An 11524-nucleotide genomic window follows, 5' to 3' on the forward strand; every position below is an offset into this window, starting at 1 on the left:
TGTAGCAAAGCCCCGGTCAGCCCAGCTGGCCGGGGCTTTTTACGGGCTTTAGGTCCAGTAGATCCTGTTGTCCGGGGTCCAGCCGATGGCCAGTTCCCATTGGCGCCCGGCGTCTGTGACGCGATAGCGAACAATCTCGCCCTCTGCCGGACCATCTCCTACGAGCCAGGATTCAAGCGGTTGAATGGTAGCGTCCTTGGATGCGCGAGGAATAGATGCACGACCGAGTGCGGTCTGTTCAGGTGCAAGGATCCCCTCCCCAACCGGCACGCCTTCACCCCGCGTCATCACTCTCAACAATGTCTGTGAACGCTCATCGGTCCCATCACCCAGATTGGTCGCAGGTTGGATGCGCCCCGGCTCCAGTCCTTCGGCCATCGTATAGATCATCTTCGTCAGGTTCGGCCTGCGGCTGGAAGGTCCAATAGAGTTGGAGACGGCCCAGATCGACAGACCCGTATCAGGCCAGGTCCGCCAGAAGCTCATGAAGCCGGGGACACCACCGCTGTGATGAAGTATCTGACGACCGTTGCGAACCTCAGAGAATGTCCCGAAGCCATAAGGAACGCAGCGTCCCGTCTTCAATCGGGTCACCGCGTTTATGCGCGCCATGTCTTCGGCAGGTAGAAGACGGTTGGAAGTCAGCGCCTGACGCCACGGTGCGACATCACCCGCAGACATCAGAATACCGCCGTCGCCCGCGCGGGACACTCCGTCCTCCATACGCACCGCGTGGGTGATCACACTATCGGCCGAAATCTCGTAAGGCTCGGCACGATGTCGGATAGGGACTGCAGCGGAATCAGCGCGCGCTGTGGGCGTTCCGGCAGGCCCAAATACCCTGCTCGCGAGGTAGTCCGCGTAAGGCTGTCCTGACAGGTGTTCAATCAACCACGCGAGTACCACGTAGTTGGAGTTGCAATAGGACCAGGCCTCCCCAACATTGAACGCCCTTGGTGCGTCCGCGATAGCCTTCTCGACGGCATCACGCGGCTGCGGGCGGTCCCAGTCTGTAAGCGTTTGACTGTAGTCAGGCAGACCGGAAGTGTGGCTCATCAGGCGATCTATCGGTATCTGGGCGATGATCGGGGGTAGATTGGGAAGCAAGTCCCCGACCGGTGTCTCCACCGAATGACCGCTCGCTCTCAGCAACTGCATAGCCGCTACGGCAGTCACCAGTTTGCCATTGGACCCCATATGGAACAGCGTGCGGCTGTCCACCGGTTGCTCAAAGGGTAACGAGGCATTGCCCCAGAAGTACTGGCCCAGCGTCTGGCCGTATCGGACGGCGACGATCGCGCCTCCCACAGTCAGCTTGCCTTGGACTTCCTGAGCCAGCGCGCTGACGAGGTCGGCGGACAGGGCCTGTCCTTGTGTTGCAAAAGCCATACGCGGTGCCGCCACACCGGCGACGACACCCGCCCCCAGAACAAACCGTCTGCTGATCATTCGACCCTCCATCGAAGAAGGGAGCAGAACACGAAACAGCGTTTCTTTAAACAGCTTAGCTGCCTCACGCCCACAAATGCGTAACAGTAAGATCTGAGACTTTTTTGTAACGTCGCCAAACGATTACGTGTCGCCACATTTCGAACACCGATTTGCAAACTTTTGGCAATGTATGAGACGTAATCCGCCGCATTCGTACAAACCTGAGTGGTTTCCAAGCGGGAAACGACAGGCCTCTCTGTAACGTACCGCGGACTCCGTTGTTTATGCCCAGTTCATTGTTGAGTAGCCCAGAAACTACCCAAACCGAGTCACCTGCCGCCGGCACTGTTGCGCCAGCAGCGGCCGCGAAGAGAAAACGTCTTTATCTCACCGTTCCACAGAAGTTCTCGGTCGCAGTAACCATCGCCTTGGCTTGGACTGCGCTCAGCGTATGGTTGTCGTCGCCATGGCTGAATGATCTGGCAGAGTTGACCAACTGGCCGTTTGCGATCATCGCCATCGGGTTTATCGCCTATGTGCCGGGCTTCATGAACGCCTTCATGATCTCGTCCCTGAGCTTCGACCGCAGGCCCGAGCGGCGGCCCCTGCTCCAGTATCCGGGTATCACCATTCTGGTTGCGGCGTACAATGAGGCCGCCGCGATCAACGACACCCTGACCAGTCTGGCGCGACAGGACTATCAGGGACCGATGCAGGTACTGGTCCTGAACGATGGCTCGACCGACGAGACCGTCGCCATTGCCCAACGCACGCTGGAATCCCTCGCCCTGCCCGCCAACTTTGACTTCCGCGTCATTGATTACCCCGTAAACGCAGGCAAAGCCGCTGTACTGAACCGCGGCTTGCAGCTGGCAGAGCATGATCTGGTCGCAACGATTGACGGCGACTCGTGGGTGCGTACCGACGGCGTGACCCAGATTGTCGAGCGTCTCTATGCCGACCCGGCCAACACTGTGGCTGTTGCCGGTGCCGTCATGGTTCGCAACTCGCGCGAGAACTTCCTGACGCGCGCGCAGGAATGGGACTATTTCCACGGCATCGCCGCAGTGAAACGCATGCAGTCGATGTATCACGGCACGCTTGTCGCCCAAGGTGCCTTCTCGCTGTACCGCAAGGACGCCCTGATGGAAGTCGGCGGTTGGCCGGAGTGCGTGGGTGAAGACATCGTGCTGTCCTGGGCTCTGCTCGAAAAGGGCCACCGCATTGGCTACGCCGAGGACGCTCTGGCGTTCACCAACGTTCCCACCCGTATCAAACAGTTCTCGCTTCAGCGTAAGCGTTGGTCCCGCGGCCTGATCGAGGCGTTCAAAGCCCACCCCTCGCTGTTATTCAAACGCCGCCTGACCACTCTGTTTATCTGGTGGAATCTGTTCTTCCTGCCGCTGGATCTGGTTTACACCTTCATCTTCATTCCGGGTCTGGTGCTGGCACTGTTCGGCTTCTTCTGGATCGCTGGCCCGCTGACGCTGGCAGTCCTGCCTTTGGCTGCGCTGTGGAACATGTTCATCTTCCGTATCCAGCGCAAAATGTTCCGCCGCGAAGGCCTCAAGGTTCGCCAGAACTTCGGTGGCTTCCTTTTCTATTCGCTCGCCTACAGCCTTCTGATGCAACCGGTCTGCGTTTGGGGTTATGTCGCCGAGAGCATCGGCATGGCCAAAAAGTGGGATACCAAATGAACCGTCACTCGATCTTCAGCCTGCTGGTGACGGTGTCCGCCGTCGCGTTGTCGTCACATACGTCAGCACAAACGGTTGAGACGGCGCAGGAGATTGCGCGCGAGCAGCATCGCGACAGATCCGCCGAGGGGTTTACGCCTTCACACGCGGTGGGCGCTGATATCTTCTATTCGACCGATGCCGATGACACCGAAGTGCTGAAACTCGGTGCCAATCTGGACTGGAAGTGGAAGGGCCCGGACGAATATCTGGGCCTGCGGGTTGAGACGGCCAAGTTCAGCCCCATTGGGCAATCTTCGCGCGAGGCTCAACGGGTCTATCTGCGCGGCGCGGATACGACCGGCGACTGGACGTGGAAGTTCAACGCCGGGACCGATGGCGACGCCCTACTCGGCTCGGCCTCGGTCAACAACAATGCCCGCTTCCGTCAGGAGTATTTCATCGAGCGCGAAGTTCTCGAGACCCCGCAAGGCGTCGATGACGGCATCTACTATACCTTCATTGGTGGCGCGCTCGACCTGCCGATCAACGACCGCAACAATGTGACGCTGGTCGCCGGTCTGCAGGACTTTACCGGCGAGAATGTTCGTACCCATTTGCGGGCAACCTATGTGCACGTGCTGAAGCCGGAATGGGGCGTCTCGGTACAACTACGCGCCCGCTATTTCCACAGCAGCCATCCGGGCGAGTTCGACTATTTCTCACCTGAGGACTACGTCGAGGTCATGCCGGTGGTGCAGATGCGCCGTTACTACGGTGGCTGGCGCTACCTCGTGGCAGGCGGCTATGGCGGCCAGAAGGCCAGCGGAGACGACTGGAACGAGGCCCGCTTTGTCACCGCGCAGGTCGTTAGCCCGCCTGTGCGCGAATGGGCCGTCAATGCAGGCGTGACCTATTCCAACACCCCTATCGCCAGCGGGTACACCTACGACTACACGCAGTTCAATGTCGGGCTGACCCGAGCATTCTAAGGCTCAGTCAAACAAAAAGGCCGGCTCCTGAAGGGGCCGGCCTTTTCTTTTAAGCCGCTTCGGCCAAATCCGCTTTACGGCGGCGCATCTCGATAATGCGCACACACCAGATGGAGACTTCGTAGAGAAGCACCATCGGGATCGCCAGCATCAGCTGACTGATGGGGTCCGGCGGCGTAACCACCGCAGCAACGACAACCACAGCCACAATGGCGTAGCGGCGGCCCTTGGCCATCAGCTCGCTGCTGATCAGGCCTGCCATGCCAATCAGCGTCATGACGACGGGCAGCTGGAAGCAGAAGCCAAACGCCAGCACCAGCGCCATCACGAGGCTGAGATAGTCGGAAACCTTGGGCAGGAGTTCTGCAGAGACGCCTTCGCCGACAATACCCTGGCTCAACGAGAACCACATCACGAACGGCAGCATCACGTAATAGACCAGCGCCGCACCAACGACGAACAGAACAGGTGCCGCCACGAGGAATGGCAGGAAGGCCCCGCGTTCGTTCTTGTACAGGCCCGGCGCAACGAAACGATAAAGTTGATAGGCAATCACCGGGAAGGCCCCAAACACAGCCCCCAGAGCCGCCAGCTTCATCTTGGTGAAGAGGATTTCCAGCGGGGCCGTATAGATCAGCCGCACTTCCTCCGCATCTACGTGCGGCAGCGGGATAGCACCAGCCGTACCCAGGATCAGATCAATCGGGGAAGCGTGTGGATGACCACCGCCCGCCGACTGGAAAAACGCATAAGCCGCGACATATGGCTTCACCAGAAACAGATAAATCTGGCTGGAGAAGTAGAAGCACAGGATGAAGGCCAGACCGAACGCGACCACGCATTTGAGCAAGCGTGAGCGCAGTTCGACGAGGTGGTCCATCAATGGCGCACGCGAGGCCTCGATCTCGGCCTCGTCTCGATCAATATGCGTCATAGAGCGTCCTTCTTGAACGCGTCTGCTTTGGTTTGCTCGATCTGGGCTTGCTCGACCTGAGCCGCCTGCGCGTCCAGATCAGGCCATTCGTCGACGCCGGTTGGCACGATCACGGGGTCCACTGGAGCGGCTTCCGACACAGGCACTTGGTTCGCGTCGCCGTCAGCCTTCCCGGTCTCTGGCGCGCCCTCCAATTCCTTACGGATATCTTTGAAGGCGTTCTCGGCGTCGGCCCCCAGAGCATACATACCTGAACCGGTACGCAGCGCCTGAACCTCTTTGCGAAGGTCGTCCAACTCGGACTGGCGCGCCATTTCGTCGAAGCTGGCACGAAACTCGTTGGCCATGGCCCGAGCCTTGCCCACGAACTGACCCACCCGACGCATCAACAGCGGCAGATCCTTTGGCCCCACGACAAGCAGGGCCACGATTCCGATCACAAGGATTTCGAAACCGCCGATACCGGGGCCTAGACCACCCATACTTCAGCGTCTTTCAGAGCAGATTAGTGGGTTTCTTTGTCTTCGGTGCGGGTAATGGTGCCAACCGGCTCGTTCTTGGTCTTGTCGTCGTCTTTCAAGCCGTCCTTGAAAGCGCGGATGCCCTTGGCGGCATCGCCCATCACGCTCGACAGCTTACCGCGACCGCCGAACAGAACGGCGACGACAACAATAACGATTGCCCAGTGCCAAATGCTGAAAGAGCCCATCGAAAATCCTCCTCGGTGGGCCGCGAGTGTCGCGCGCCCGAACACAGATTGTTATCGCTCATATAGGCGCAGAGATGGCAGTGCGCCAAGTGACGCTGTAGGCAAGGTTAAATGAGTCTCCCAGATCACGTCATCGTCCACACGGACGGAGCCTGTAAAGGCAACCCCGGCCCCGGCGGCTGGGGAACAATCCTGCAAACGCGCGGCCACGAAAAAGAGCTGTGGGGCGGTGAGCTAAACACCACCAACAACCGCATGGAAATGATGGCCGCCATTCAGGCGCTAGAAGCCTTGAAACGCCCGTGCCGCGTGGATTTGCACACGGACAGCAAATACGTGATGCAGGGTGTCACCGAGTGGATGCGCGGCTGGAAAGCACGCGGCTGGAAAACTGCAGACAAGAAGCCGGTGAAGAACGAAGACCTGTGGCGCCGGCTGGATGAAGCGCGCAACCGCCACGAGGTGAAGTGGCATTGGGTGAAGGGTCACGCTGGCCATGAACTGAATGAGCGCGCTGATTCGCTGGCAAATCGCGGCGTAGATGAAGCGAGGGGCCGCTAAGGCCCCTCCTCCACTCATTGGGTATTTAGTTGGCACGCACGCGAAGGCGTCCGCCCAGTACCTGCTCGACGACGACGTTTTCGCCGACGAGCGGGTTGCCCCCTTCGATCTCGGCGGCCCATTCGGCCCCCGAGATAAACACGCGGCCCGAACCGTTGTGGAAGGGCTCTACAACGCGCGCGCGTTGCCCCACCAGTCGCAGGTTCACGTCGTTTATATCGGGCGAGTCGTCCGGATTGACCTTTTTGACGAAACGCTTCGACAGCAGCGTCAAAAGCACCGTCAGCGCGGCAAAGACACCGAGCTCAACCCACAGACCCAGTTCGGGAAGAATGGCTGACAGCAGTGCGGTGATACCCGCCGCAACTGCAGGCCATAGAAGCCACTCGGTCGAGAACATGGCCTCGATGCCCAGCAAGGCTACACCGACGCCCAGCCATAGCCAGAACGGTTGGGAAGCATACAGACCTGTCAGCCATTCCATAGCGATCACTCCGAAGGCGGAACGGATGTGCGCGGCGGATTACCGCGCGACGAAGTGGTATTCTGGGCCTGACGCGCACGTGCGCGTGCCGGACCCGGCTCGTCGCCGCTGCGCGCCAGACCGACCAATTCGCCCACGCCGGCGATGGTGCCGACCAGAGCCGACATTTCGCTGGGCACGATAACGGTCTTCTGTTGCGGGCTGCGGGCCAGTTCGGCGAAGGCCTCGACGTATTTCTGCGCGACGAAGTAGTTGATGGCGTTGACGTTGCCGTCGGCGATTGCATCCGAAACCATGCTGGTTGCGCGGGCTTCGGCCTCCGCTTCACGCTCGCGGGCTTCTGCGTCGCGGAAGGCGGCTTCCTTGCGGCCTTCGGCCTGCAGAATGGCCGACTGCTTGGCACCTTCAGCGCGGGCGATGGCGGCTTGCTTCTCGCCGTCCGCCTCGGTGATGACCGCACGACGCTCGCGCTCGGCCTTCATCTGGCGGGCCATGGCATTGGTGATATCGACCGGAGGGGTCAGGTCCTTGATCTCGATACGGGCGACTTTAACGCCCCACGGTTCAGTCGCGGAATCAATGACGTGCAGCAGACGGGTGTTGATGCTGTCGCGCTGACTCAGAACCTCGTCCAGTTCCATCGAGCCAACCACCGTACGCAGGTTGGTCATGCAGAGCTGGGAGATAGCATAAGGCAGATTATCAACGCGGTATGCCGCAGCCGAGGCATTCGTCACCTGAATGAAGACGATGCCGTCGACCTTCACCATGGCGTTGTCCTTGGTGATGACTTCTTGCGTCGGGACGTCGAGGACCTGCTCCATCATATTCATGCGATGGCCAATGCGCTCGATGAACGGTGTCAGCAGGTGAATGCCCGGCGTCAGAGTCTTGGTGTAGCGGCCAAAGCGCTCAACCGTGAACTCGCGCCCTTGCGGCACAATCTTCACCACGCTGAACAAGAGCACCAGCGCGAAGACCACGAAGGGGATTACGAAAAAGAGGCCCATCAAATTCCTCCGAACAGGCTCGCGCAACATTAACTACATCGCGCTTGTGCCCCATTTCTGACACAGCCGGGCCGATTGTCACTCTACGATTTTGTTAGAATAGGTAGCGACGGCCATGCGGATGATGCGCCGTGTCTCATCCCAATCGACCATTCGCAGAGCTTCTTCGATCCCGAAGAACCGTGCTTCGGCGGCGTCATCCCCCGCTACCGGCTCGCCGGAAATCCATTCCGCCCAATAGTCGATCAGCACATAATGTCGGCCCGATCCGGGTAACAGGCCGTCTACCACATCCAATAGCCCGCCTATGCGCGCCGTCACGGCCGTTTCTTCGCCAAGCTCTCTCAGGGCTGCATCAATGGCGCGCTCGCCTGCTTCGATTCGACCGCCAGGTAGGCTCCACTCCCCCATTCGCGGCGGATTGCCACGGCGGATGAGCAAAACTTGGTCGCCCTTCAGACAGACGACACCGACGGCGGGCACTGGCGTCATGAATATTTCGCAGTTTGAGGGTTCGACAGCATAGGTTTGCGCTTCCACCACCGCGACGCATTTGTCAAAAGGGCAAACATGACTCTCCCGACGCCTGAAGCCCTCGCTGAATTGAAATCCGCACTGCCGGACGCCTTCATTGATGACACGGTGCAGATGGCCCCGTGGCTGACCGAATGGCGCGGGCGCTGGACCGGACACGCTCCTATCGTGCTGCAACCGCGCACCACCGAAGAGGTCAAGCGTGCAGTCGAGATTTGCGCAAGGCATGGCACAGCGATTGTGACCCAAGGCGGCGGTACCGGACTGGTTGGCGGGCAAATCCCTTACGGGCAGGTGCTGCTGTCGACGCGCAAGTTGCGCGAGGTGCGCGATGTGACGCCTCTGGACGACGCGATGACGGTTGAAGCCGGCGTTACCCTGTTGGAAGCACAAGAAATTGCCAAGGCTAATGGTCGCTTCTTCCCTCTGTCTTTGGCCGCTGAAGGTTCAGCGACGATTGGCGGGGTTATCTCGACCAATGCAGGCGGAACGCAGGTGCTGCGCTATGGCATGATGCGCGATCTGGTGTTGGGCATCGAAGCCGTTCTGCCCAGCGGCGAGGTCTTCGACGGCCTGAAGCGACTGCGCAAAGACAATACCGGCTACGATCTCAAGCAACTGATGATCGGTGGCGAAGGTACGCTAGGCGTCATTACGGCGGCCACGCTGAAACTGTTCCCGATCATGCGATCGCGCTGCGTGGCGTTCGTGGGTCTGGAAAGTGCCGCAGCTTCGATCGAGCTTCTCGCACGCGCCAAGGACGAGACAGGCGGCGGCGTCGAAGCCTTCGAGATGATGAAGCGTCTCGGCATGGAACTGGTGCTCAAGAATATTCCTGACACGCGCGAGCCGCTGGAAAGCACGCCGCCGTGGTACGTGCTGATCGAGATTACAAACGGCACCCCCGGCGGGGCCGAAGCGCAGATGGAGCGTCTACTGGAGGTCGCCTTCGAGGAAGGCCTGATCACCGACGCCTCTATCGCCCAGAACGATGCCCAGCGGGCCCAGTTCTGGCGTCTGCGTGAAGAGCACTCTGCCGCGCTCAAGCCCGAGGGTGGCGGGTGGAAGCACGACGTTTCCGTACCGATCAGCCGCATCGCCGACTTTATCGAAGAAGCGACAGCAGCGATCGAGGGCTTCCATCCGGGCTGTCGCGTGTCGTGCTTCGGACATATCGGCGACGGCAATCTGCACTACGATATTATTCCCGGCGTCGGCGAGGATATCCCGGCCTTCATCGGTCGCTGGAAGGAGGGCTCCACTGTGGTGCACGACATCGTTGCCCGTTATGACGGCTCGATTTCGGCAGAACACGGGCTGGGCCGCCTAAAGACGGACGAAGTCAAACGGTACAAGAACCCCGTAGAAATCGACCTGATGGCTTCCATTCGCCGGGCCATCGACCCCCAACGGATCATGAATCCGGAAATCCTCTTCTAGGGTCCACCCCGACCTATGACCTTAATACGCGCGTAGCCTCGCCGAGGTTTGATTTCGCGCGATTAGGTCCTATGTGAGCGCCGACCAAGGAGCGCCTGTTTTGCTAATCGTTGTCTCTCCAGCCAAAAAGCTGGACTTCACGCCTGCTGCCATCGCCCTGCCTATGACCCCGCGCCGGTGCGCGAAAGAAACGGCAGAGTTGGAGAAGGTCACCCGCAAGCTGACGCGCGCTGATCTGCGGCGCTTGATGTCCATCTCCGAGACCTTGGCCGATTTGAACTGGCAGCGCTTCCAGTCCTTCAACAATGAAGTCACCGATGCTGACGTGCAGGCGGTGTTCGCCTTCGCCGGCGACGTGTACGAGGGCCTGAAGGCTCGCGAGATGACCAAGGACGACCTGCTGTGGGCGCAGGATCACCTGCGCGTTATATCGGGCTTCTATGGCCTGCTGCGTCCGCTGGACGGTATGCAACCCTATCGCCTCGAGATGGGTACCCGTCTGAAGACCCCGCGCGGCAATAATCTTTATGACTTCTGGGGTGAGCGTATCTCCCTGCGTCTCAATGAGGACGCTGCAGGCCAACCTGATCAGACGCTCGTGAACCTGGCCAGCCAGGAATATTTCGGTGCCGTTGATGCGCGCGCATTGAAACTTCAGGTCGTCACTCCGCATTTTAAAGAGCGTAAGGACGGGGAAGACCGGATCATTTCCTTCCATGCCAAAAAAGCGCGTGGTGCGATGGCGCGTTACGCCATCCTGAACCGCGTTGAAAAAGCTGAGGATTTGAAGGGGTTTGATCAGGACGGCTACCGCTTCATGCCGGATATTTCGACGGAATCCGACTGGATATTCATCAGAGAAGGAAATTCCTGATGCGTTGAAGGCGAGCCGGCGTTAGGTTGAACCCAAATCATAATATCAGGGTGGATTCCTCGCATGCTCGCCATGAACGATCTCAAGGGCCAAGTTGCCGTCATCACCGGCTCTACCTCCGGCATCGGTCTGGCCCTTGCCTCTGCTGCCGCTGAATGCGGCGCGAACGTCGTCCTGAACGGACTGGGCGACGCCGACGCCATCGAGAAGACCCGCGCCGAACTGGCCGCGAGGACGGGCGTGACTGTCCTCTACCATCCGGCAGACATGACGCAGCCGGACCAGATCGCGGACATGGTCGACTTCGCCAAGCGTGAATTAGGCCGCTTGGATATCCTCGTGAATAATGCCGGCATCCAGCATGTCGAGGCCGTCGAGAAATTCCCGAACGATGCGTGGGAACGCATTATTTCGATCAACCTGTCGTCGGCATTCTATGCCACCAAGGCGGCCGTTCCGATCATGCAGGAACAGGGTCGCGGCCGGATCATCAACGTGGCCTCTGCCCACGGTCTGGTCGCCAGCCCGTTCAAATCGGCTTACGTCGCAGCCAAACACGGCGTGATCGGCTTTACCAAGACCGTCGCATTGGAACTGGCCCAGCAGAACATCACCTGCAACGCCATCTGCCCCGGCTTTGTGGAAACCCCGCTGGTTCAGGCCCAGATCGCGGAGCAGGCCCGCACGCGAGGCATGAGCGAAGAGGACGTGATGAAGAACGTCATCCTCGGCTCTCAACCGACCAAGAAGTTCGTCACCACCGAGCAGTTGGCCGGCATTTTCCTCTACCTCGTGTCCGAACTGGGCGCTTCGGCGAACGGCAGTTCGTATTCGGTCGACGGCGGCTGGACCGCGCAATAAGCTCATGGCCTTCTGGTC

12 protein-coding genes and 1 pseudogene are annotated in these 11524 nt (G+C 59.7%); 6 read left to right on the forward strand and 7 right to left on the reverse strand.

Annotated elements, in window-relative coordinates:
* Positions 1-48: 48 nt before the first annotated feature.
* The gene (locus LOX95_RS06030) at positions 49-1449 is read right to left on the reverse strand and encodes a serine hydrolase domain-containing protein (RefSeq protein WP_242913556.1); all 1401 of its coding nucleotides are present in this window, start codon (positions 1447-1449) and stop codon (positions 49-51) included.
* Positions 1450-1859: 410 nt separating this feature from the next.
* Between LOX95_RS06030 and LOX95_RS06035 the strand changes: the two genes are divergently transcribed.
* Entirely contained in the window at positions 1860-3128 is a 1269-nt protein-coding gene (locus LOX95_RS06035) for a glycosyltransferase family 2 protein (protein ID WP_242913557.1), read from the forward strand.
* Positions 3125-4099 (forward strand): hypothetical protein, encoded by a 975-nt coding sequence (locus LOX95_RS06040; RefSeq protein WP_242913558.1) that lies wholly within the window; start codon positions 3125-3127, stop codon positions 4097-4099. The genes LOX95_RS06035 and LOX95_RS06040 overlap by 4 nt, the downstream gene beginning before the upstream one ends.
* Before the next feature lie 49 nt (positions 4100-4148).
* On the opposite strand, the gene tatC is transcribed toward LOX95_RS06040, so the two are convergent.
* The 3 genes and pseudogenes from tatC to LOX95_RS06055 all read right to left on the reverse strand — a co-directional run bounded on the left by tatC (position 4149) and on the right by LOX95_RS06055 (position 5742).
* On the reverse strand, positions 4149-5033 hold the full coding sequence (tatC, locus tag LOX95_RS06045) for a twin-arginine translocase subunit TatC (RefSeq protein ID WP_242913559.1): 885 nt from the start codon (positions 5031-5033) through the stop codon (positions 4149-4151).
* A 253-nt stretch (positions 5034-5286) separates the two neighbouring features.
* Positions 5287-5515, reverse strand: a pseudogene (tatB, locus tag LOX95_RS06050) (Sec-independent protein translocase protein TatB); the annotation flags it as partial.
* A 23-nt stretch (positions 5516-5538) separates the two neighbouring features.
* Entirely contained in the window at positions 5539-5742 is a 204-nt protein-coding gene (locus LOX95_RS06055) for a twin-arginine translocase TatA/TatE family subunit (protein ID WP_242913560.1), read from the reverse strand.
* A 111-nt stretch (positions 5743-5853) separates the two neighbouring features.
* Here LOX95_RS06055 and rnhA point away from each other — a divergent pair, with 111 nt between their 5' ends.
* Positions 5854-6303 carry a ribonuclease HI gene (gene rnhA, locus LOX95_RS06060; protein ID WP_242913561.1) on the forward strand — a complete coding sequence of 150 codons (450 nt, stop codon included), beginning with the start codon at positions 5854-5856 and terminating at the stop codon, positions 6301-6303.
* Between the two features lie 25 nt (positions 6304-6328).
* Here the strand turns inward: rnhA and LOX95_RS06065 are convergent, their stop codons facing one another.
* The 3 genes from LOX95_RS06065 to LOX95_RS06075 form a co-directional block, all read right to left on the reverse strand.
* A complete protein-coding gene (locus tag LOX95_RS06065) occupies positions 6329-6787 on the reverse strand; it encodes an NfeD family protein (protein WP_242913562.1) in 459 nt (152 codons plus the stop codon).
* 5 nt (positions 6788-6792) lie between these two features.
* The gene (locus LOX95_RS06070) at positions 6793-7797 is read right to left on the reverse strand and encodes an SPFH domain-containing protein (protein WP_242913563.1); all 1005 of its coding nucleotides are present in this window, start codon (positions 7795-7797) and stop codon (positions 6793-6795) included.
* Between the two features lie 78 nt (positions 7798-7875).
* A complete protein-coding gene (locus tag LOX95_RS06075; RefSeq protein WP_242913564.1) occupies positions 7876-8289 on the reverse strand; it encodes an NUDIX hydrolase in 414 nt (137 codons plus the stop codon).
* Between the two features lie 78 nt (positions 8290-8367).
* Here LOX95_RS06075 and LOX95_RS06080 point away from each other — a divergent pair, with 78 nt between their 5' ends.
* From LOX95_RS06080 to LOX95_RS06090, 3 genes are all read left to right on the forward strand, one after another.
* On the forward strand, positions 8368-9771 hold the full coding sequence (locus LOX95_RS06080; RefSeq protein ID WP_242913565.1) for an FAD-binding oxidoreductase: 1404 nt from the start codon (positions 8368-8370) through the stop codon (positions 9769-9771).
* A gap of 100 nt (positions 9772-9871) precedes the next feature.
* Positions 9872-10645: a peroxide stress protein YaaA gene (yaaA, locus tag LOX95_RS06085; RefSeq protein ID WP_242913620.1), complete on the forward strand. Its 774-nt coding sequence runs from the start codon at positions 9872-9874 to the stop codon at positions 10643-10645.
* A 63-nt stretch (positions 10646-10708) separates the two neighbouring features.
* Positions 10709-11506, forward strand: coding sequence for a 3-hydroxybutyrate dehydrogenase (locus LOX95_RS06090; protein WP_242913566.1), 798 nt, complete (start codon positions 10709-10711; stop codon positions 11504-11506).
* Positions 11507-11524: the final 18 nt, after the last annotated feature.

It is taken from the genome of Brevundimonas pishanensis (assembly GCF_022750635.1).
GTDB classification, from domain to species: domain Bacteria; phylum Pseudomonadota; class Alphaproteobacteria; order Caulobacterales; family Caulobacteraceae; genus Brevundimonas; species Brevundimonas pishanensis.